This is a genomic window from Mucilaginibacter sp. L196 (genome assembly GCF_009765905.1).
Taxonomy (GTDB): Bacteria; Bacteroidota; Bacteroidia; order Sphingobacteriales; family Sphingobacteriaceae; genus Mucilaginibacter.
The window spans coordinates 1,095,306-1,117,411 of record NZ_LMUO01000015.1 but is presented as its reverse complement, the minus strand read 5'-3'; the positions used below and the strand labels follow the sequence as shown (position 1 = coordinate 1,117,411).

At 41.4% G+C, this 22,106-nt stretch carries 17 protein-coding genes; 4 read left to right on the top strand and 13 right to left on the bottom strand.

Annotated features, from left to right (window positions below):
* Positions 1 to 11 precede the first annotated feature (11 nt).
* The 8 genes from GSQ74_RS15525 to GSQ74_RS15490 all read right to left on the bottom strand — a co-directional run bounded on the left by GSQ74_RS15525 (position 12) and on the right by GSQ74_RS15490 (position 8,219).
* On the bottom strand, positions 12 to 416 hold the full coding sequence (locus GSQ74_RS15525; protein WP_158994862.1) for a c-type cytochrome: 405 nt from the start codon (positions 414 to 416) through the stop codon (positions 12 to 14).
* Positions 417 to 438: 22 nt separating this feature from the next.
* Positions 439 to 1,491, bottom strand: a complete 1,053-nt coding sequence (locus GSQ74_RS15520; RefSeq protein ID WP_158994860.1) for a sugar phosphate isomerase/epimerase — start codon at positions 1,489 to 1,491, stop codon at positions 439 to 441.
* Between the two features lie 65 nt (positions 1,492 to 1,556).
* Positions 1,557 to 2,708: a Gfo/Idh/MocA family protein gene (locus GSQ74_RS15515; RefSeq protein ID WP_254060898.1), complete on the bottom strand. Its 1,152-nt coding sequence runs from the start codon at positions 2,706 to 2,708 to the stop codon at positions 1,557 to 1,559.
* 3 nt (positions 2,709 to 2,711) lie between these two features.
* A complete protein-coding gene (locus tag GSQ74_RS15510; RefSeq protein WP_158994858.1) occupies positions 2,712 to 4,172 on the bottom strand; it encodes a Gfo/Idh/MocA family protein in 1,461 nt (486 codons plus the stop codon).
* A 104-nt stretch (positions 4,173 to 4,276) separates the two neighbouring features.
* On the bottom strand, positions 4,277 to 5,182 hold the full coding sequence (locus tag GSQ74_RS15505) for a sugar phosphate isomerase/epimerase (RefSeq protein ID WP_158994856.1): 906 nt from the start codon (positions 5,180 to 5,182) through the stop codon (positions 4,277 to 4,279).
* 2 nt (positions 5,183 to 5,184) lie between these two features.
* Complete coding sequence (locus GSQ74_RS15500; protein ID WP_158994854.1) at positions 5,185 to 6,702, bottom strand: PD40 domain-containing protein; 1,518 nt, start codon at positions 6,700 to 6,702, stop codon at positions 5,185 to 5,187.
* A 171-nt stretch (positions 6,703 to 6,873) separates the two neighbouring features.
* Positions 6,874 to 7,065, bottom strand: coding sequence for a hypothetical protein (locus tag GSQ74_RS15495; RefSeq protein WP_158994852.1), 192 nt, complete (start codon positions 7,063 to 7,065; stop codon positions 6,874 to 6,876).
* 62 nt (positions 7,066 to 7,127) lie between these two features.
* Positions 7,128 to 8,219 (bottom strand): fatty acid desaturase, encoded by a 1,092-nt coding sequence (locus GSQ74_RS15490; protein WP_158994850.1) that lies wholly within the window; start codon positions 8,217 to 8,219, stop codon positions 7,128 to 7,130.
* A 528-nt stretch (positions 8,220 to 8,747) separates the two neighbouring features.
* Here GSQ74_RS15490 and GSQ74_RS15485 point away from each other — a divergent pair.
* Entirely contained in the window at positions 8,748 to 9,440 is a 693-nt protein-coding gene (locus GSQ74_RS15485; protein ID WP_158994848.1) for a hypothetical protein, read from the top strand.
* Positions 9,441 to 9,493: 53 nt separating this feature from the next.
* Here GSQ74_RS15485 and GSQ74_RS15480 read toward each other — a convergent pair whose 3' ends face one another.
* Both GSQ74_RS15480 and GSQ74_RS15475 read right to left on the bottom strand, forming a co-directional pair.
* Positions 9,494 to 9,991 carry a peptidylprolyl isomerase gene (locus GSQ74_RS15480; protein WP_158994846.1) on the bottom strand — a complete coding sequence of 166 codons (498 nt, stop codon included), beginning with the start codon at positions 9,989 to 9,991 and terminating at the stop codon, positions 9,494 to 9,496.
* A gap of 15 nt (positions 9,992 to 10,006) precedes the next feature.
* Entirely contained in the window at positions 10,007 to 12,022 is a 2,016-nt protein-coding gene (locus GSQ74_RS15475) for a thioredoxin domain-containing protein (RefSeq protein WP_158994844.1), read from the bottom strand.
* A gap of 279 nt (positions 12,023 to 12,301) precedes the next feature.
* Between GSQ74_RS15475 and GSQ74_RS15470 the strand changes: the two genes are divergently transcribed.
* Entirely contained in the window at positions 12,302 to 14,269 is a 1,968-nt protein-coding gene (locus GSQ74_RS15470; protein WP_158994842.1) for a M1 family metallopeptidase, read from the top strand.
* 148 nt (positions 14,270 to 14,417) lie between these two features.
* Positions 14,418 to 15,212 carry a PhzF family phenazine biosynthesis protein gene (locus tag GSQ74_RS15465; protein ID WP_158994840.1) on the top strand — a complete coding sequence of 265 codons (795 nt, stop codon included), beginning with the start codon at positions 14,418 to 14,420 and terminating at the stop codon, positions 15,210 to 15,212.
* Positions 15,213 to 15,285: 73 nt separating this feature from the next.
* Here the strand turns inward: GSQ74_RS15465 and GSQ74_RS15460 are convergent, their stop codons facing one another.
* The gene (locus tag GSQ74_RS15460; RefSeq protein WP_158994838.1) at positions 15,286 to 15,924 is read right to left on the bottom strand and encodes an NAD(P)-dependent oxidoreductase; all 639 of its coding nucleotides are present in this window, start codon (positions 15,922 to 15,924) and stop codon (positions 15,286 to 15,288) included.
* A gap of 366 nt (positions 15,925 to 16,290) precedes the next feature.
* Between GSQ74_RS15460 and smc the strand changes: the two genes are divergently transcribed.
* The gene (gene smc / locus GSQ74_RS15455) at positions 16,291 to 19,872 is read left to right on the top strand and encodes a chromosome segregation protein SMC (protein WP_158994836.1); all 3,582 of its coding nucleotides are present in this window, start codon (positions 16,291 to 16,293) and stop codon (positions 19,870 to 19,872) included.
* Positions 19,873 to 19,964: 92 nt separating this feature from the next.
* Here the strand turns inward: smc and GSQ74_RS15450 are convergent, their stop codons facing one another.
* Positions 19,965 to 21,449: a S41 family peptidase gene (locus GSQ74_RS15450; protein WP_158994834.1), complete on the bottom strand. Its 1,485-nt coding sequence runs from the start codon at positions 21,447 to 21,449 to the stop codon at positions 19,965 to 19,967.
* 43 nt (positions 21,450 to 21,492) lie between these two features.
* Complete coding sequence (locus tag GSQ74_RS15445; protein WP_158994832.1) at positions 21,493 to 22,101, bottom strand: HAD family hydrolase; 609 nt, start codon at positions 22,099 to 22,101, stop codon at positions 21,493 to 21,495.
* Positions 22,102 to 22,106 lie beyond the last annotated feature (5 nt).

Here is a 22,106-nt window from a genome sequence, read left to right as displayed (position 1 = left end):
GGTTTGTTGGTTTATTTTTTGAGCGACAGGATGTATCTCACCATATCCTGTGCATCTGTCATTGATAAATTTGGATGCGGCGACATAGCGATATTACCCCAGTTACCTGAACCACCTTTGATTATCTTATTAGCCAAAGTATCAATAACAGCTGGCGATGCGGTGTATTTGTTTGCTACATCGATATAAGCAGGGCCAATAATTTTTTGATCGAGCTTATGGCAGGTAAGGCAATCATTCTTTTGGATTAATGCTTCGCCTAAAGTATCCTTTACGGCTACCGATGTGTTTTGGCTTGATGATGTTGTGGTAGTGGTGGTAGCTGTGGTATCGGTACCTGAGCTGTTGCTTGATTTGTTGTTTCCGCAGGCGGATATTGCCAGCGCTAGCCCGAAAATGATGAATGACTTTTTCATGTAGATGTTATTGTTATGTGTTTTATATTCCTAATATTTTTTTGTTGAAAGCTTCGTCGCCGCCTGATGAGGCGAAATCATCGAAGGCCTTATCGGTTACTTTAATGATATGATTCTTGATAAATTCGGCTCCTTCACGTGCTCCATCTTCCGAGTTTTTGAGGGCACATTCCCACTCCAATACTGCCCACCCGCTAAAATCATATTGTGCCAATTTGCTGAATATGCTTTTAAAATCAACCTGCCCATCACCTAAAGAACGGAAACGCCCTGCCCTGTTTATCCAGCTTTGGTAACCACCGTAAACGCCCTGCCTACCAGTTGGGTTAAATTCGGCATCTTTTACATGGAACATTTTAATACGTTCATGATAAATGTCGATATATTCCAGATAATCCAAACATTGCAATACAAAGTGCGACGGATCATATAACAAGCAGGCCCGCGGATGGTTGTTCACCTTTTCTAAAAACATTTCGTAGGTGATACCATCGTGCAAGTCTTCACCGGGGTGAATCTCGAAGCAAAGGTCAATTCCGTATTCATCGTAAACATTTAGGATTGGCTCCCAGCGTTTGGCGAGTTCAGTAAAAGCATCCTCAACAATTCCAGCCGGGCGTTGCGGCCAGGGGTACATCATTTGCCATATAAGCGCACCGCTGAAGGTAACGCTGGCATTCAAGCCTAAATTTTGCGATGCTTTAGCAGCATATTTTAATTGTTGAACTGCCCATTGCTGCCTCGCTTTAGGATTATTACGATAAGATTCGGGTGCAAAACCATCAAATAATTGATCGTAAGCTGGGTTGACAGCAACTAATTGCCCTTGTAAGTGGGTTGATAGTTCGGTAATCTCTAAACCGCCTTCCTTAACCAAACCATTCAGTTCGTCAGCATAGGTTTTGCTTTCAGCAGCTTTTTTCAGGTCGATGAATCTATCATCAAGCGTGGGTAATTGCACTCCTTTATAGCCTAAATCTTTTGCCCACTGACAGATGGACTTTAAATTATTAAAAGGTTCATCGGCACCTATAAATTGCGCTAAAAATATTGCCGGGCCTTTAATGGTTTTCATATAGTTTGTTTTTTAACCTGTAAGACTTACGAAGTTTTAAAAACTTCGTAAGTCTATCTACTATTTTATATTTTAAAATCAGTCCACTTTATATCTGACTTACCGGATGCGATCACGTTCTCTACAAAGGCCATCCCCCTGATGCCGTCTTCTATATCGGGATAATCGAGCCATTCCTTTTCGGCTGGTTTCCCAGCAATATCCGCTTTAATACTTAATGCGAAGTTGCGGTATAAATTGGCGAATGCTTCCAGGTAGCCTTCGGGATGCCCTGCAGGTACGCGGGCGTTGTGCGTCGCATATGAACTTAAATAGCCTGCGCCTGTGCGTAATATTTCAGCTGGTTTGTCTAACCATTTTAAAAGTAAAGTATTGGCATTATCCTGCTGCCATTCCAGTCCGCCTTTTTCACCGTAAACCCTTACTTTGATGTTATTTTCGTCGCCAGCGGCAACTTGCGATGCTATTAATACACCGCTTGCACCGTTATTGAATTTCAACAGGGCTGCGCCGTCATCATCCAATTTGCGGCCTTCAACAACGGTATTAATATCGGCACAAAGTTTGGTTACCTGCAGGCCGCTCACATATTCGGCTAAGTTAAAGGCATGGGTTCCAATATCGCCCATAGCACCAGCAATACCGCTTTTGCTTGGGTCAGTTCGCCAGCTTGCTTGTTTGTTATCTTCACCCTCTAAAAATGTACTTAGCCAGCCTTGCGGATATTCTACATAAACTTTTCTGATCTTACCTAATTTACCCTCTGAAACCAACTGCCTGGCTTCTTTAACCATGGGGTAACCGGTATAAGTATGGGTAAGACAAAACCGTTTGCCACTTGCTTTAACAACTTTTTCAAGCTCTTTTGCCTCTGCTAATGAAAAAGTCATCGGCTTATCCAGTATTACATGAAAACCGTTTTCCAACGCCAGTTTAGCCGGGCCGAAATGCAGGTGATTTGGTGTTACTATGCTGATTACCTGTACACGCTCATCCTCGGGTAATTGTTTTTCCTTTTCGATGAGTTCCTGGTACGATACATAAACACGATCCGGTGATAAACCCAATAATAAGCCACTTGCTTTAGCCTTTTCCGCATTGCTGCTGAACGCGCCACAAACCAATTCATATTCGTCGTCCATACGGGCGGCGATGCGGTGGACAGCGCCTATAAACGCGCCCTGCCCACCGCCTATCATTCCTAATCTTAACTTCATATATTAACTTAACACTTTCCAGCCTTCGCGGTACTCGCGTTTTATGAATTGATTTACATCATCAAAATTGGTTACCCGCATGGCATCGTTGTCCCATATCAGTTTTATGTTTTGGCCGGGATAATCAAAGCCTTTGCCGTCAGCACGTTGTTTTTGAATATCATGCCCGCGGATAGAAAGATTTGCCATCAACAAAGCTTCTGTTAACGGGCCAGCCAGTTTAAATGGTGAACTCACATCATCGGGTTTACCGGCAATAGCTGCATTTACCCATTGCGCATAATGCCCATCCTGTCCGCCCGGGACACGCTTAATTGTTTGCGGCACAGTAGACTGAGCTGTACGTGAGGTTGGCAACAATTGCGGATTTAATGAGTAAGTACTGGCCATCATTTTTCCTTTTGTGCCGATGAAGAGCATACCATTGCCATTATCGCCGAAATCTTCATTCGGGCCTAATTCAACAGGGCGTTCAGGTTGTATGCCGCCGTCCATCCAGTGTACGGTAACATCGCCCTGGGTCTTAGCTGTTTTAGGGAAAGTAAGGGTGATATGACTTGATGGCGGACAACTATCCGGAAAATATCCTTTTTTGAAATTATCTACATAAACAGTTCCTACGCTTGATTGCACATCCTTAACATATTGCAGATCAAGCACACGAAACGGAGCTTCAACTATATGGCATCCCATATCGCCAAGTGCGCCGGTGCCATAGTCCCACCAGCCACGCCAATTGAAGGGCACTAATTTGTTTACGTAATCTTTAGAAGGAGCAGTTCCTAACCACAAATCCCAATCCAACTCTTTAGGGATATCGGCTTTTGTAGTTGGCCATGGGATGCCTTGCGGCCAAACCGGGCGATCTGTCCAGCAATAAACGGTGTGTACATCGCCAATCTCACCTGCATCGTACCATTCGCGCAAGCGCCTTACCCCATCGTTTGATGAACCCTGGTTACCCATTTGGGTTACTACATTATATTTTTTAGCGGCATGTGTTAAGGCCCGAGCCTCAAAAACATCATGTGCTAATGGTTTTTGTACGTATACATGCTTGCCCATCTGCATGGCAGACAAAGCGACTATAGCATGATTATGATCAGGAATAGATACAGATACAGCATCAAAATTCTTGTGATCTTTATCCAGCATCTCGCGCCAATCCTTATAAAATTTAGCTTTCGGGAATTTGGCTACCGTTTTGGCGGCGCTGCGCGTATCCACATCACATAGATAGCCTATTTCGGCGTTACCACTGGCATAGAAATTGGCAATGTCGCTTTGGCCTTTGCCACCTGCGCCAACAGATGCAATTACAAGTTTATCGCTTGGTGCAATAAAACCTTTTCCGCCTAAAACATAGCGGGGAACAATCATAATGCCTGCAGCCGCAATGGAACTGCTTTTAATAAAACCTCTGCGCGAGGTATTCAAAGATGAATCAATTGGTTTATCGGTCATTGGTTATAAATTATTTATATAGGTAGTTATAAAATCAATTTAGCTCCGGTACATCAAACTTAGTAATTTATTTAAAAAGATACACCACGCCATAAATATGTTACTTAGTAACCCCAATCCTGCATAACTTTCAGGTCAATTACAGTACTGGCTATCGGGTCCATTCCCTGGTAATCCTCCTGTTCAATAATAAACTGGGATGTACCAGTTTTGCGGGCTGTTTTTAATATTTCTTTTAATGGTAATAGGCCTTTACCAAGCAAGGTATTTTCATACTTACCATCGTCTTTTTTAATTACATCCTTTACATGCATTAACTCAAACCTGCCGGGATATTTCTTGATATAATCCATCGGCATAGCACCTGCTGAATACATATTGCCAATATCCAATTGCTGGGTAACCAATGCAGGATCAGTATTGGCTAATATTAAATCGTACATCCTGTCATTACCAAATATGGTTGTGAACTCAAAATCGTGGTTATGGTAACCGAATACCAGGCCTTTACTTTTACATAACTCGCCGCATTTGTTAAATACATCCATAAATGCTTTAAAGGCATTAAAATCATGCTTTAAATTATCGTCCAGTCCAGGGCTTATCAGGTATTTTTGGTGGATATCGGAAGCATCATCGAGGGTTTTTTTCCATTCATCGGTAAAATCATTTTTGGCGGCATCCCAGTGCTTTTGCTGTAATACTACGTGTCCGCTGGTCATGTTCAGCAGGTTATCATCCAAAACCTTTTTAAAATCATTAACACTTAAACCGTAAAATTTCCCATCGCTGTAACCAGCATGTTCTAAATGCTTGTACCCAATTGCCGCTAACTGTTTAAGCGTGCCTGTTGGATCGGCATGCATGGCATCACGAACGGTATAAAGTTGCAGGCCAAGACGTTCAATTTTTTTTGTTGGTGATGAGAAAAGTTCGTTAGGTAATAAAGCTGTGCCTGCCGCTAAAACAGCGCTGTTTATTAAAAATTTTCTGCGGGATGTTTGAATCATAACTATTGGGCTATTGGGAATACAGGAAACAATAATTGTGTATTGCTCACAAAGGCTAAACGCTTGCTATCGGGCGACCACGATGGGGTATTGATAGTACCCTGACCGCCATATAAGTAGGCCACCACTTTAATTGGGCCTCCGCCAACCGGCATTACCCTAAGGTATACATGCCTGTAAAATGGATGATCGCCGGGAGCAACTTCGTTTTTTATGAAGGAGATAAATTCGATCATTTTACCATCCGGCGAGACATGCGGAAACCAGTTATCAAAATCATCATTGGTTACCTGTGTTTGGTTACTGCCATCGGGATTCATGCGCCAAACCTGCATCAGGCCACTGCGAACTGAGCAGAAGTAGATATATTTTCCATCGGGTGTGTATTCCGCGCCGTCATCTAATCCGGGGGCATCGGTTAGCCTGACTTCCTTGCCTCCTTTTGATGGGACTTTGTAAATATCGTATTCGTTGTTTCTATCGCCACAAAAAACCATGTACTTACCATCGGGCGACCAGCCGTGCATGTATGATGGGCCTGTTGGGGTTAATTGCCTTGCTTCGCCCCCAGTTGATGGGATGATATATCCGATTGAACCATCCTTTTCGCTATTGCTAATCGCCAGCCATTTGCCATCGAAAGATAGTACGTGATCGTTATTATTATTTTTAGCAACACCGGTGTTTAGTACCTGCGGGATATTGGTTTTCAAATCATATTTATAAAGCAAACCATTACTGTTATAGATCAAGGATTTACCATCTTTAGTCCAGTTTGGTGCTTGCAGCGATTGTGATGATTGGTAGATGATACGGCTGTTGTTGTTTTCCAGGTTCAATATTTGAATATCGCTGCCGATGTATTTTTGATAGCCGTTCTCGCCATTAGCAGGTACAACAATACGTACATTATTAAATACGGCGGTTTCGGAAACGTTTGGGTTGTGCGAGCAGACGAATAAGCCCACGTAAACTTCATCGCCCAGATCAAGATCTTCAACCTTTTCGGTAACAAAAGTTTCACCATTACGCGCTACAGACATGGTGTAGGTATTACCTTTTCTTTCGATCTGGATAACATCAGCATGCGTAATAGTTGATTTGACCTCTTCAGTTTGGGCGCCAACGGTACGCCTAAATTGTAATGAGGTTAAGCCATCGCCATGCACCACCGCGTTAACGTGTTTTGAGTTAGAATCGAGTGACGCGCGGATCATCCAACCCAGCTTGCGGTGCATCTCCACTCCTTTACCTAAAAAAGCGGCACTTGTGGTTAATATAAAATCGCCTTTTATGCGTTTGTAAACATAATGAAAGGCATCATGATCAAACCAGATGTTATAGCCTGAACCGGTAATTTTATATTGTTGTAATTCGGGCTCATATAATGCAGAACCGGTAAGTTTTACATTACCTACGTCGGTTTGTGTATCAAATATGCCTAAATTTTGAGCTGAAACGGTTTGACTAAAGAACACAGCGCATAAAAAACACATCAATAGCGATGATTTTGCTTTCATAATACAGGTAGTGTAGTGGTTAATTGGTAAGCTAAAGGTAATTAATCCTTACAGAAAAAAGGTAGTGTTTTTTTAGCGAAAAGTTTTCTTTTTGGTATGACATCAACCTAAAAAATGGCAACAAAAAAGGGAGATACAAATTGCATCTCCCTTTTTATTTTTTACCGGTTACTATTTCCTAACCTTAGTTTTTACTTTGTAACCGTTGTAATGTTTCTTTTTGTGAAAAGTGTTATGCACTTTTTGACCAAAACTACTGGTGTGCTTTACCTTAACAGTTTTCTTTTCTACCCTGTGTTGTTGCGCGAATGATGAGAATCCTATGGCTAAAACCATCAAGATTGATAAAATTAGTTTTTTCATTGGTTGAGTTTTTATAAAACTTACAACTCCCAGGCATTATAAAAGTTTTAACCATTGAAATATTAATTAATAAAAGCTTCCTCGCGTTCTTGTATATAAACCGTAGGTACTACGTTATTAACTGGTGTCGCTGCTTTAACCGGTTTTTGACAATAAGCCAGTTTAAAGTCTTTTTTAGAATCGCGGTAACTACTTACAGCGCCTAACATGCTCAATAGTTTTATATAACACCAAGCCAAATCAAGCTGGTATGGCTTAAAACCAGAACGTGCGCTTTTGGGATATAAATGGTGATTATTATGCCATTCGCCAGCAACATAGCCTGGCCATATTTGGTTTATAGACATATCCTCGCGATTATGATCAACACCATCACGGCGTTTATCTTCGCCCTTACCATGGCCCTCATAATTATATGTACGCACACCTACAGCCCAAAAACCGGCTGCTCCGAATATGGCGCATACCAGGCCGAAACCACCTATTAAGTAAAATGCCGCAAACCAAAACGCCCAATTAAGTAATACCGCGGTAATGGTGCGAACAGGCGCAGCCAATGTACCCCATTTATTATATTTAGTATAGGAGTTTGTTTTAACACCTGTATGGCGCATTAAGTTAACGCATTTATCATAGTCTTTTTCTGACAGGCTACGTGAGATGGGCTGGTGATTTACATCAGCTAAAAAGCAGTATAAAAAACCGCCTTGGGCATTATAAGGATCGCCGGGTTGATCAGAAAGCGCATGGTGTACGTGATGCGATACCGCGTAGATTTCTTCCGGAATAATTTTTAAAGTAAGGTTTTGAGTGAAAAACCGCCAAAAATTATTTTTGAATGTATAAGCCCCATGTGTACAGTAACGATGTAACCAAATGGTACCATGCGTACCCATTACAATCATACTATATACAAAAGCAACAATTAATAATTTAATGGAGAAGTATTTAAATATGAATAAAAACAGGAATGGCGCAAGGCAGCATACCATAAACCAACTCATGAACGAGAGCCAGTTTTTTTTATTTTTAAATACATTTAAACGGGAAAAGAACTCTTTAAAAATTTCACCTGGTTTAGGCTTTGAAAGCTTACCAAATTTGTCCATCCATCCATACGATGGTGGCTCCAACACACTCTCTAAGAAGGCCATAGCACAAAAATTAATTATAGTTTATTTAGTTAGGGACAGTGAATGAAAGGTATGTATAATATAATGAAACTAAGAATTATTCTTAGAGCCTCAGGGCATACAGTTTATAAACTACCGGATTTTGTTTTTTTTAATAAGAAATATTTTATCTAACATAGATAGTACCACACGGCACTATTGCCTGAATTACAGGATACACATTGGTTAGCGTTTACTTATTAAACGCTAAATGTTTAACAAAAGTGTATCAGATAAAACAATTGCACTGTTGTACGTAATTACTTAGTAATAGTTAGTTAAAAAGGCATATAAATATATCGCTTTAAAACTTTACCCTAACCTTCTCTCCCTATACCAGGGAATGGTATAGCACAATGCCTATGCTTATATTTTGGAAACTAACCACTTATAAAGCCCTGAGTTATTGATAAAGTATTTATTTTTTTAAAATATGTATCGTATTATTGCAAACCCCATAAGCTGATTAGCACAATAGCTGTTACAAATAATATTTTATTTAATACTACCGTGAAGAAAGTAATACTGCTTATTGTCATACATTTTTTTGTAATCCGTGCCGTTGCTCAAGATTCAGTAATGAGGAAAAACAGGCTAACCCAATCGATTGTTGAGCAGTTTTTGGTATTGAAAAGCAATAAGGAAATAAAGCAGGGTTTATATCAGGCTATATACCGCCGCCGGATTGCGTTGGCAAGCGGGAATTATGCTGATAATAAAAGGGTTGGTGCCTGGCATTTTTATGATAAATATGGCCGTTTAGTGCAAAACTTTAATTATGAGCGGAATAGCATCACCTGGGAAATGCCTGATGATAGCCTTACAGCTACACATATTTTATATAGTTTTGATAATAAGATAACAGACTCGGACCGGGTAACCAAGCCGATGAAAGCTGGTGGTATTTATTACGGCTATATTCCTTATTTAAAATTGTTCAGGTTGTCTGATGATTATATGGGGACCGACCTGTCGCAGTTTACCGCTATTTTGGAAATATTAGTTAGTCCAGGTGGCAGGTTGGCTGACTTTAAGGTGCATATTAAATCGCCGGTGGATGAACGTATAACTACTTTCAGCACTGATTTAATTGATGAGGATGACAGGCTTTTTGTGCCGGCGACTAAAAACTATAAACCGATATTGTGCAGAATATTTGTGAAGTGCCGTATAACAGATGACGGGGAATTGGATATTGACTAAGTATGGCTTAGAACGAAAATATTTCCGTTCCAAACCATAAAATTGATTGAATATTAGTGAGCGTGATGACCATCGGCACCATGCGCGTGGCCATGAGATAATTCCTCTGGTGTTGCAGGGCGAACATTCAGGATATTTCCTTTAAAATGTAATTCCTGGCCTGCCATTGGGTGGTTAAGATCAACAATAACCGCATCTTCAGCAACAGAAACCACCTGCCCCTGAAAACGGTTGCCATTGTTATCCTGCAAAGGCAAAATACTGCCAATTTCAGGCACATCAGTACCGTTAAACATTTCTTTTGGAAGATTAGCTACTGCTTCATCGTCATATTCCCCGTAGGCATCTTGTGCCGACAAGTGAAAATCATAGTTATCACCGGTTGACAAAGTGCTTAAATTTTCTTCGAACTTAGGCAACATTTGGCCTGATCCGTATAAAAAGGTTAGAGGTTGCTCCTGTGTAGCGCTCTCAACTAATGTTTCTGTGCCGTTCTGATCAACATACAAATCGTAAGTTAATGAGACTACGTGTTGTGGTTCAATTTTCATTCTGAATTCTATTTCTTATAAAAGTATTTTGGAATTAATTTGTTTTACAGCGTCAATGGAATTGTAAACGGGCAGGCTACAGGTTTTATCCTTGCAGATAAATATTTGTGTCTCGCTGGTGAATTTTTCCTGCAACAAAGGTAAACTTCCTTTTTTACCTCCCAATATTATTTTATTAGGAATGTATTTATTTTCAATTTCTATACGTAAGGCATCATAATTTTCGCCGGTTATGGCAACTTCATAGGTACAAAAAACTTCATCAAGCAATAACATACACCAGTTTGAGTAGGATGAACCGTACCTGGCGATATGCGGCATTACATTGCGTAATAACTGCGCCGAAATTTGATAATATGCCTCATTATCAAACAATAAACCTATTTTTTTAAGATTGCGCGCCATTACGGAGTTTGAGGATGGTATTACGCCATCCATTATTTCTGATTTTCGCGCGATCAGTTGCTCGTTGCTATCCCCGGTAAAATAAAATATCCCGCTTGCCGCATCATAAAAATGCGCTATGGCATAGTCGACAAGGCTGCGGGCATGCTCCAGCCAACGCTCGTCAAAAGTAACCTCGTATAAGGCAATTAAACCATCAGCTACGTTGGCATAATCATCCAGAAAAGCGATGGAATCGTTATCCACGCCTTTGTATGTGCGCGACAGCTGGCCTTCCCCATTCACCATATAATTCACAATGAAATCGGCATTGCGCAGGGCCATGTCCAGGTAATCGTGCTCATTAAATGCACGATAGGCATCGCACAAGCCTTTGAGCATTAAACCATTCCATGATGCTAATATTTTATTATCCAAACCGGGACGGATGCGCTGGCTGCGGGCATAGAAGACTTTCTTGCGCCCATCTTCAATCTTTTCCATCATCGATTCTAACGGCAAGCCGAGTTTATTAGCTAATTGCAGATCTTTCTCCTGCCTGAAGAGTACATTGGTTTGTTCCTCTTCCCAGTTGCCGTCCTCGGTTATGTGGTAATAGATGCAGAAAAGTTCGGTATCATCGCCCAAAATAGTTTCAATTTCGGCTTTGGTGAAGGTGTAAAATTTACCTTCTACTCCTTCGCTATCGGCATCCAATGCACTGTAGAAACCACCATCAGGTGATGATAACTCCCGCATAGAAAAATTGATAATCTCATCAACAACCTGTTTATATAATTGCGAACTTTTCCAGGTATAAGCTTCGGAATACAGGCTGATCAACTGGGCGTTATCATACAACATCTTTTCAAAATGCGGCACATGCCAGCGGCCATCAACCGAATATCGGGCAAAACCGCCGCCTATATGATCATATATCCCACCGAAAGCCATCTTTTTTAAAGTAAGGGTTGCGCTTTGGGCGATGCCGACATCATTCGTTAAATAAGCATAACGCATCAGGAATTGCCAGTTGTTAGGCATCGGGAATTTAGGTGCTGACCCCATTCCGCCTTCCTCCGGGTCGAAATATTTTTTCCAGTTCTCTACAATTGTTTTCAGATCATCCTGCGAATACGCTGGCTGTTCTTTTACAAAACCAATGGTTTCGAAGTTTTGGATACCTTCGGTTAATTTCACCGCATATTCTTCGGCTTCAACAGGTTTTTGTTTGTAGAAATCAGCAAGGTTAAACAGCAGCGAGGCCCAATCATTTTTTTTGAAATAGGTGCCGCCGTAGATAGGCCGCTGATCGGGCAGGCAGATACAGTTTAGTGGCCAGCCTCCCCTGCCGCTCATTAGTTGAACGGCACTCATATAAATCTGATCAATATCCGGGCGTTCTTCCCTATCTACCTTAATACAAATGAAGTATTCATTCATTACACCGGCTACGCTTTCATCCTCGAAGCTTTCGTGCTCCATTACGTGGCACCAATGACAGGCAGAGTAACCAATGCTCACGATGATCAGTTTGTTTTCGTCTTTAGCTTTTTGCAGTGCTTCGGTACCCCAGGGGTACCAGTTTACCGGGTTATTGGCGTGCTGCAATAAATATGGCGAAGTAGAATTGGCGAGATGATTCATATATTATTTATTGGCAGCTAAAATGCAATATTTAAGCCGTTTAAATAAAAGCAATTGTAAATAGTAAAAGTTTTGGGATTGATGATTAAATAACGCTCGTTTTATAGAGAATACTTAACATTTTTTGTGGCGATGCAATCGCAAACCCATTATAAGCACTCGTTGCAAACGAGCGCAATGTGGTTAAATATCTCAATACTACTACCATTTTGTATCATCCTTTAAACAAACGCTTTATTAAAAAATTATTTTAGTTAATTTGCGGCTTTAATTGACCATATGCAAACTAAACTCAAACACTTGTTTGGTGCGTGTGCCTTATTCTTAATGGCCGCAAGCGCATCAGCACAAACTACTCCCGATTCCATTAAATATGACCACAACGATGTGTTTGGTCCGATTGTTTGGCCAACTACAACTGGTGATACCCGATCGGCAAGCGGACAGCCCGGCCAAAACTATTGGCAAAATCGCGCTAACTACTTAATTCACGCTACTTTAGATGAAGGCAAACAGGATACCACCATTACCGGTGATGTAACCGTTGATTATATCAACAATAGCCCCGACAAACTGGACTATTTATGGTTCCAGCTTGATCAGAACTTATTTAAACCAGACTCACGTGGCGCAGCGGTTACTCCAATGAGTGGCGACCGTTTTGATGTGCGTGGCTTTAGTCGCGGGGGTTATCATATAGAATCGGTAACGGTTACTTATAAAGGTCAAACTTATAAAGTTACCCCGGTAATTACTGATGCACGTATGCAAGTGCGTTTAAATACACCGCTTGGTGCTAAAGGCGATAAGATCAGCGTTAAAGTAAACTATAACTTCTCAATCCCTTATTATGGTGCCGATCGTATGGGCCGTAAGCAATTTAAACAAGGTTGGGTTTACGAAATTGCCCAATGGTACCCACGCATGTGTGTTTATGACGACGTTGAAGGATGGAACACCTTGCCTTACATGGGTTTAGGTGAGTTCTATTGTGATTATGGCGATTTTGATTACTACATTACCGCTCCAGCAAACATGACGGTTGTTGGATCAGGTGATTTACAAAATGGGGCGCAAGTACTAACCGCTACACAACAAAGCAGATTAGCCGAAGCTCGCAACAGCGACAAAACGGTAATGCTGATTAAACCTGAAGAGGTTGACCAACCTGCAACACATCCACAAAAAGGCAACTTAACCTGGCACTTTAAAATGGAAAATAGCCGTGATATATCATGGGCTGCTTCAACCGCGTTTATTTGGGACGCTGCTAAAGTTAATTTCCCTTCAGGACGTAAAGGGATTGCCATGTCGGCTTACCCGATTGAGAGCTCTGGAAATGATTCATGGAGCCGTTCTACTGAATATTTAAAAAACAGTATGGAGATTTACTCAAATGCTTATTTTGAATATCCATGGAACTCCGCCACAAGCGTTTCGGGTGTTGCTTTGGGTATGGAATATCCGGGTATTATCTTTTGCTTAAGCAATTTGAAAAACAAACAACTTTGGGGTGATATTACCCATGAGATAGGCCATAACTGGTTCCCGATGATTGTTGGTACCAATGAGCGTAAATACATGTGGATGGACGAAGGCTTTAACACCTTCATTAACATCTACGCGACAGATCATTTTAATAATGGTGAGTACAAGGATACTGCTAAAATAGCACAGAAAACACTACGCATGTACCGTCGCAGTACCGATCCGTTAATGACTCCACCAGAAGCTATCGGCCTTAATGATTACGGCCAATATTATGTTAAAACCGCATTAGGATTGGTTATGCTGCGTAACGATGTATTAGGACCTGAAAGATTTGATTATGCTTTCCGCGAGTATATTAAACACTGGGCGTTTAAACACCCATTACCTTATGACTTTTTCAGGGCAATGAATGATGCTGCGGGCGAAGACCTGAACTGGTTCTTTAAACCATGGTTCTTCACTACCTGGAAACTTGACCAGGCTATACAATCAGTAACTTACGTTGATAATGATCCTGCCAATGGCGCTATCATCACTTTAGTAAATAAAGATAAATTGGTTATGCCTGTTGAACTAAAAATAACACAAGCTAACGGTACTGTTGAAACATTACACATGCCGGTAAATATTTGGCAGCGTGGTGGCGTATGGAAATTTAAATATCCATCAACCTCAACGATCACCAATATGGTGCTTGATCCAAATCATGAATTACCTGATTCGGATTTGAGCAATAATGTTTATAACGGCAAATAATAGATTTAAGAGTTAAGAATCAAGAGCCAAGACATTGATTTGTCTTGGCTCTTTTTTATTTTTAGTTAAATTTTTCTTCAAATCTTGATTCTTAGCTCTTGATTCTTGGCTCTATTCCACTATATTAGCCTATCAAATCATATAAACCATGACGATCCCAATATTTCAGGCTGATGCATTTACCAGCAAACTTTTTGGCGGCAACCCGGCCGCTGTTTGTCCGCTAACGGAATGGCTGCCTGATGAGGTAATGCAAAATATCGCCATTGAAAACAACCTTGCCGAAACCGCTTTTTTTGTAAAGACAGAAGGCGGTTATAAATTAAGGTGGTTTACCCCTGAATATGAAATAGACCTTTGCGGCCATGCCACGCTTGCAACGGCACATATATTATTTACAGAATTGGCCTATAGCGAGGATGAAATTCATTTTGAAACCGTAAAAGCGGGTACGTTACACGTTAAAAAAGATGGTGATAAATACACCATGGATTTCCCATCGAGGCCACCGATACCTATTGAGACACCCGTAGGCTTATTAGATGCATTGAGCGATAAACAGCCTGTAGAAATTTTAAGATCGCGGGATTATTTTGTTGTTTATGAATCTGAAAATGACATTAAAGATATTTCGCCGGATTTTTTCGCTTTATCAAAAATGGATACCGTTGGTGTAATTGTTACTGCTCGGGGTAAAGATGTTGATTTTGTTTCGAGATTTTTCGCACCTGGTGCAGGTGTTCCTGAAGATCCGGTTACGGGATCGGCACATTGTAACCTGATACCTTACTGGGCTAAGAAATTAGGGAAGGATAAATTGCATGCCTACCAGATTTCAGCACGCAAAGGCGAACTTTGGTGCGAGCTAAAAGGCAACAGGGTTTTAATGAGCGGTAAAGCGGTTACTTATTTGAGGGGGGAGATAAGCATCAGCCCCCTCTAAATCTCCCCCGGGAGGGGAGACTTTTAGACAATTCTTTAAGCCCTCCCTTCCGGGGAGGGTTGGGTGGGGCTAATTAATATCCTATCGTAAACACTTCCCTAATATGCATTGGGTTTTCGATCTCATCAATTATCCCTACGGCATAATCTTCCATGGAAATATAGCTTTTACCATTCGCATCTGTTAGCAATTGATTTTTTGCTGTGCGGAATTTTCCGGTACGTTCGCCGGGCGTTATTTCCGCGGATGGGCTGGCGAAAGTCCAGTCGAGGTCGGTTGTTTTTTGGTAGGCCTTTAGGGCTTCGCGATGCGCCAGTGCAACCGCTTTATAAGCTTCTGGAAAATCAGGTGTATCAACCAATTGCACGCCGGGTGCAACTTCGAGGCTGCCTGCACCGCCTACAATAATCAAACGCTTGGTATGCGCTTGTTTTAAGCCGTTAATGATCGGTACAACAACCTCGGTAAGTGTTGAGGCAGGTGCGCCATTTGTGGGACTGTACGATACCACAACCGCATCCTGGTTAAAAGCAGCTGTTTCCACATCCTGCGAGTTGAACAGGTCGGCTTTAGCTACTTTTAGGTGTTCGTGTACTTTTATATACCTTTCCGGGTGACGAACCGCGGCGGTAACATCATGGCCACGGCGAAGTGCTTCGTCGACTATGCGGCTGCCGATGCGGCCTCCGGCTCCAAATACTGCTATTTTCATAAAAATGTTGTTGTAAGTGTTTTGATAAAAGTATCGATAGGTAATAAATGTTTCATCAGCATAAAATCATTTTTATATTTAGAAATAACCGACCATAGGCTGGAATGAATTATTGAAATTAAGGTTGCTGTTCGTAGACTGTGTCTACGAATACACAAAGCCTCCTCTGTTTTGATACGCGGTCACGCTTGCGGCAGCAATGATTATAATCTATCTGCTAACACACCCCTCCGCCCCTCTCAAGAGGGGAAATCGCACGGGGGCCGGGCTTTTTTGGGCTTCTGGTCTTAACAACAATTATTTTCAAAAAACAAATATTTATAGCTAATTTGAAAGCCGGATTTTTTGGGTCCTATATTAATTTAAATGCAGCTTACCAGTTTAGAAATCAAGGGGTTTAAAAGCTTTGGCGATAAGATCACCATTAATTTTAATGAGGGTGTTACGGCTATTGTGGGGCCTAATGGCTGCGGTAAATCAAATGTAGTCGACTCCATACGCTGGGTATTGGGTGAGCAAAGCACCCGCATGCTGCGGTCTGAGAAAATGGATAATATCATTTTCAACGGATCAAAAAGCCGTAAGCCTGCAAATCTGGCCGAGGTTTCTCTGACTTTTGATAATACTAAGAATATACTTCCTGTTGAGTTTTCGCAGGTTACCATCACCCGTAAACTATACCGCAGCGGCGATAGTGAGTACAGGTTAAATGATGTTCAATGTCGACTAAAAGACATTACCGATCTGTTTTTAGATACGGGTATCGGGTCGGATTCATATGCTATTATTGAGCTGAGGATGGTTGACGAGATCATCACCAATAAAGAAGGCTCGCGCAGGAATTTGTTTGAGGAAGCATCGGGCATCTCCAAATACAAACTCCGTAAAAAACAGACTTTCAATAAATTAAAAGATACTGAAGCCGACCTTGAACGTGTGGAAGATTTACTTTTCGAGATAGAAAAGAACCTTAAAACACTGGAAAATCAGGCAAAGAAAACGGAACGTTATTACCGGATAAGAGATCAGTACAAATCGTTAAGTATAATACTGGCTTCATTCAGGATTGCTCACTTTAGCGAGTCGTTGGCTAAGATCGAGGAGAAAGAACAGGTGCAGCAGGTTGAGAAATCGGGTATCTCTGCACAGATCGATACGTTGGAGGCATCGTTACAACAGCATAAACTGGATAGTTTAAATAAGGAGAAAAACCTGTCTATCCAACAAAAAGCTACTAACGAGTATGTATCTAAAATCAGGACCTACGAGAGCGAAAAAAAGATAAAAAATGAGCAACTGAAGTTTCAGCAGGATAAGGAAGCACGGGTAAGCGAGGAATTGGAACGCGACCGCAACCAGTTGAACCATGTGCTGTATAACATCAAACGTTTATCTGAGGAAAAATTTCAGGAAGATGAAACGCTGCAAACTATCCAATCGCAACTGGCGGATTTGAAGGAGACGGTGGATGAGTTGAGGGGACAGCAAGGATCGGCACGCAATGAGTTGAATGAGCCGACCAATAACAATACTAAGTTACAAAACCAGGTTTATAAGGCTGAAAAAGATCTGGAAATATTACAGATACAACAGCAGGCTTTAGAGCAGGAAAGTCAGCGTAATATGGAGGATGCCACCAATAAAGAGGTGGAACTCTCCCATTTTAACGAAGTGGTTGCTGAATTGCAGGAACGTACCGAAACGCTGAACAGTGAGCATCAAACGCTAATGGATTTTGAGAAAAAGCTACAGGAGCAGCTAATTGAGATTGATACTGAACTGAATACGGTAAAGGAAAGTATAACCGCGGATACCCGTAAACTGGATGCCAAGCAAAATGAATACAACCTTACCAAGAGTATGGTTGATAATTTGGAGGGGTTCCCGGAATCAATCCGCTTTTTGAAGAAGAACGCGGATTGGGCTAAGAATATCCCGCTGTTCAGCGATATTTTGTTTTGTAAGGAGGAATACCGCGTAGCTATTGAAAACTACCTGGAGCCGCTGATGAACCATTACGTGGTGAATAATTACGACGAGGCGATCAGCGCGATAAAGTTATTGAGCAATTCGGCTAAAGGACGGGCGCAATTTTTTGTACTGGATAGTTATAAAACGGCCCCACCCAAACCCTCCCCGGAAGGGAGGGCTTTAGAAAATAAAGTTTCCCCTGCCGGGGGAGGTTTAGAGGGGGGTATCTCCGCATTGCATGTTGTTGAGGTTGATATTTACTATCAAAGCCTGTGCAATTATTTGCTGAAGGATGTTTATTTGATTGATGATCAAAACGACCAGGTTTTAAATAATGCTGAATTGCCCGAGGGTATCGTAATCATTGGCAAAAGCGGTAAGTTCAATAAATCGAAGCATACTATGGCGGGTGGTTCGGTGGGTTTGTTTGAGGGTAAGCGGATTGGTCGGGCTAAGAATTTAGAGAATTTGGCTAAGGAGATCAAGCAATTTGATACCCGGGTTAATTACTTTAAGGACCAGTTACAGGAGCTACAAAACAAACAAGCCGCTTTAAAGGCATCAAACAAAACCGAAGAGCTTAAGCAAAAGCAGCTGGAGGTTAACCGTTTGAATACGGAACTCATCACCGTTAAAACACGGCAGGAACAGTATCAAACGTTTATTACCAACAGCCTTAACCGTAAGGACGATATTGCCAAAAAGATCAGCGGGATTATTGAGGAAACCGCGGCGCTGAAACCGGAATTGGCCGAGTTGAAAACGCAAAAGCAGATACAGAACGACTTGCTCATCAGTAAGCAGGGTATTTTTAATGAGCTGAATGAGTTTGTTTCGGTACAATCCAATGCCTTTAACCAAGAGAATATCCGTTTTCACCAGCAGCAGAATAAAGTTTCGGGGTTATTTAAGGATCTTGACTATCGTGAAACACAGAAAGAACAATTAGAGGGCCGCATCAAAATAAACAGCATCGAACTGGAAAAAGTTAAAGCGGCTATACAGGAAAACCTGCAACTGGCTGATAACTCCGATGATGACCTGCTGGAAATGTATGCCCAGAAAGAAGCGCTTGAGAAAGCTACTCAGCAAGCCGAACAAGAATACTATGAATGGCGGGGAAAGATAACCGAGTCTGAGGCGGAAGTAACCAACCTGCGACGTAAAAAAGATAACGCCGTATTTATTGAGAACGAATTGCGTGATGAACGCAATAACCTTAAACTGGAATTGAATGCTTTGAAAGAGCGTCTTTCGGTTGAATTTAATATAGATATACAGGAGTTAATAGATACCGAAGTGCCGGTTGATGAAAGTGAAGAGGAACTGCGCGAGAAAACCGAAAAGCTGAAGAAGCAAATGGATGATTTTGGGGCGATAAACCCAATGGCGGTGGAGGCTTATAACGAAATGAATGGGCGCTACCAGTTTATTCAGGCACAAAAGAAAGATCTGGCGGAAGCCAAAGCATCTCTACTGGCAACCATACAGGAGATTGACGATACCGCTAAGGAGAAATTCATGTCGGCGTTTATAATGGTGCGGGAGAACTTTATTAAGGTATTCAGGTCATTATTTAATGAGGAGGATTCCTGTGATTTGATCCTGACTGATCCTGATCGTCCGCTGGAATCGGATATTGATATTATCGCGCGGCCTAAAGGAAAACGACCATTATCGATCAACCAATTGTCAGGTGGTGAGAAAACGTTAACAGCAACGGCTATCCTGTTTTCGCTTTACCTGTTGAAGCCGGCACCCTTCTGTATTTTTGATGAGGTTGACGCGCCGCTGGATGATACCAATATTGATAAGTTTAATAATATCATCAGGGAGTTTTCTAAGGAATCGCAGTTTATCGTAGTGTCGCATAATAAACGGACGATTGCCAGTACCGATATTATTTACGGGGTAACTATGGTTGAACAGGGCATATCGCGGGTGGTGCCAGTGGATTTGAGGCAGTTGGCGGATTAATACTTCTCCTCTTTGATAATGAGCGTGGACGCTCATTAAAATTTGGTTCAAGTGTAGACACTTGAACCGGCGGAGCGGATTAGTAATGAAATCTATTTCCTAAGATTCTTTATCCTATCAGCCAAAACCATTCCTCTAAGTTTGTGAACTTCAAGATTTCGGTTAACGGCTTTTGCCTGAGATATGGAGAAGCTTTGCTTTGAAGCGAGGCTTTGAATTTTAGGGCTGGTGATGCTGTAAGTTCCGTTTTGTACGAAGTTTAGGGCGTGGGCCAATAGCAATTCGGTGGAATCGCCGAAATCTTTTGTTACATCATCGGCGGCGAGTAAGCCAGGGTATGCTGCTGTGCCGGGGGCCATCCCGGTGTAGTAATCGCCTTGATTGGCTGAGTTTTCTACATATAATTGCGGTGAGTACAAGATATAATTACTGATAGGTATTGGTATTTCGCCAACCGGTTTTCCGTAGGTGGTATCCCCTATCAGTTCAACATCCATTTCGGGGCGTAGGTTGTTAATGGTTAATTCGCTTGATGATGCTGTTTCATCAGTAACAATAAAAAACACCCGGGTGAGGCTTAAACTTAATGCTTTAGCAAAATTGGTTTGGTTGTTGGCCGGTTTAAACTGCCCCGGAGTGATTGAGTATTTTTTGGCCAACAAAGGGTAATCGTTATTCTGTAGGTTCAAATTAAAATAAGTGGTATACATCAAAGTACTGCTTTTTGATGAGGGTACTATAAGGTCGTCCAAATATTCGGCTGTTGCGCCTTCGCCGCCGCCATTGTAGCGTATATCAACCACCAAATCATTAACACCGTTACCAATGAAATAATTAAAAACGGTATTTAACTGCGGTTGCGCATTTGCCAATGCCGTGAAACTGCCAAATGCCATATAACCCACCTTGTGTCCGTTACCCAGATCAAACACTTTGTAATTTAATACGGGGTTTACAGTATAGGCAGTAGTGTTTAAACTAACCGTTAGTGTTGTACCATCGTATTTGGTTAACACCATTTTAATATTGGTGCTGTAGTAAACGGAGTTTATTACAAAATTGGCGGTTGTGCCATCATATGATAAGTCGGTATTGTCATTGATACTGGTTATCTGGTAACCACGTTTTATACCGGCCAAATCAGCAGGTGAACCGGGGTTTACGTATTTAACCCGCAAATCATTTGTGGCTATGTATATCGGCTCGAATCCAAAATCATCATCAGTTCCGTTTAGCGACGCTGTCTCTGTGCCATTATCAACAAAGGAATATTTTGCTGTACCGGGTGACTCTTGGGAGTATTCATAAGGTTTACCGGTTGTTGGATTAATTTTTAATTGAGATATAGCGGTTAGTTCATTGGTTAATGCTCCTAAATCACTTGAGCCACCATATGACCGCGGGTTAAAAGTATTGTAATCAGGTATGGCATCAAACCATAAATAATCTTCTTTTTCGTAATAATAGATGGAATCCTGTACGAGGTTGAGCGCGGTTGATGCATTTTTATGATCCTTTTTGCAGGACGACAAAATACCTGATGTTAAAATAACGGCTAAGTAAATTAATTTCTTCATCGGCTCGGGGTATTCGTACAAAAATCGATTTTGCTAACGCAATTTACAAAAATTGCTCAACATTAATATAATCTACGCCACATGCCTCGGCGCAAAGCGTATCATTATCGCTGTTGCCTATCATAACGATGTCGCGGCGTTGTAAATTGTGGTCGTGCAATATATTATGTATTATGTCGGGTTCAGGTTTTGCCATCACTTCGTCGGCGAAATAGCATACCAGGTATTTTTCTAACCCATGCCATTCGGTTTGCTTAATTTTATTTAGTTGTTGGTCGGGATTGCCATTGGTTACGATGAACAGTTTTTTTCTGTCCACAATAATATCCTGCATCAGCTCCAGCATATTTTGATAAAGCAGCAGTTTTAAGGGCAATTTGGCCGTCGCCATTAAAAAATTGAAATGGATATGGTAGTTATCATTTAAACTATATTTTTCCTGCACAGCAGCAAAAACAGCGTCTTTACCTTTTTGGTTGAAGGTATCCACCATTAAGTCAACTGCTTCTTTCTCATCAATCAGATCAAGGTATTCCAGGTATCCGGCAAATAAATAATAGGCTTGGAACAGGTAGTCCTTTTCGGGATAAAGCACATTATCCAGCTCAAATATAAAAGCGGTTTTACGTGGATCGATGTCGGTGTATTTCATGGCGG

Coding starts and splice junctions, on each gene's coding strand:
- GSQ74_RS15525 (WP_158994862.1), bottom strand. CDS start 416: ATGAAAAAGTCATTCATCATTTTCGGGCTAGCGCTGGCAATATCCGCC.
- GSQ74_RS15520 (WP_158994860.1), bottom strand. CDS start 1,491: ATGAAAACCATTAAAGGCCCGGCAATATTTTTAGCGCAATTTATAGGT.
- GSQ74_RS15515 (WP_254060898.1), bottom strand. CDS start 2,708: ATGAAGTTAAGATTAGGAATGATAGGCGGTGGGCAGGGCGCGTTTATA.
- GSQ74_RS15510 (WP_158994858.1), bottom strand. CDS start 4,172: ATGACCGATAAACCAATTGATTCATCTTTGAATACCTCGCGCAGAGGT.
- GSQ74_RS15505 (WP_158994856.1), bottom strand. CDS start 5,182: ATGATTCAAACATCCCGCAGAAAATTTTTAATAAACAGCGCTGTTTTA.
- GSQ74_RS15500 (WP_158994854.1), bottom strand. CDS start 6,702: ATGAAAGCAAAATCATCGCTATTGATGTGTTTTTTATGCGCTGTGTTC.
- GSQ74_RS15495 (WP_158994852.1), bottom strand. CDS start 7,065: ATGAAAAAACTAATTTTATCAATCTTGATGGTTTTAGCCATAGGATTC.
- GSQ74_RS15490 (WP_158994850.1), bottom strand. CDS start 8,219: ATGGCCTTCTTAGAGAGTGTGTTGGAGCCACCATCGTATGGATGGATG.
- GSQ74_RS15480 (WP_158994846.1), bottom strand. CDS start 9,991: ATGAAAATTGAACCACAACACGTAGTCTCATTAACTTACGATTTGTAT.
- GSQ74_RS15475 (WP_158994844.1), bottom strand. CDS start 12,022: ATGAATCATCTCGCCAATTCTACTTCGCCATATTTATTGCAGCACGCC.
- GSQ74_RS15470 (WP_158994842.1), top strand. CDS start 12,302: ATGCAAACTAAACTCAAACACTTGTTTGGTGCGTGTGCCTTATTCTTA.
- GSQ74_RS15465 (WP_158994840.1), top strand. CDS start 14,418: ATGACGATCCCAATATTTCAGGCTGATGCATTTACCAGCAAACTTTTT.
- GSQ74_RS15460 (WP_158994838.1), bottom strand. CDS start 15,924: ATGAAAATAGCAGTATTTGGAGCCGGAGGCCGCATCGGCAGCCGCATA.
- smc (WP_158994836.1), top strand. CDS start 16,291: ATGCAGCTTACCAGTTTAGAAATCAAGGGGTTTAAAAGCTTTGGCGAT.
- GSQ74_RS15450 (WP_158994834.1), bottom strand. CDS start 21,449: ATGAAGAAATTAATTTACTTAGCCGTTATTTTAACATCAGGTATTTTG.
- GSQ74_RS15445 (WP_158994832.1), bottom strand. CDS start 22,101: ATGAAATACACCGACATCGATCCACGTAAAACCGCTTTTATATTTGAG.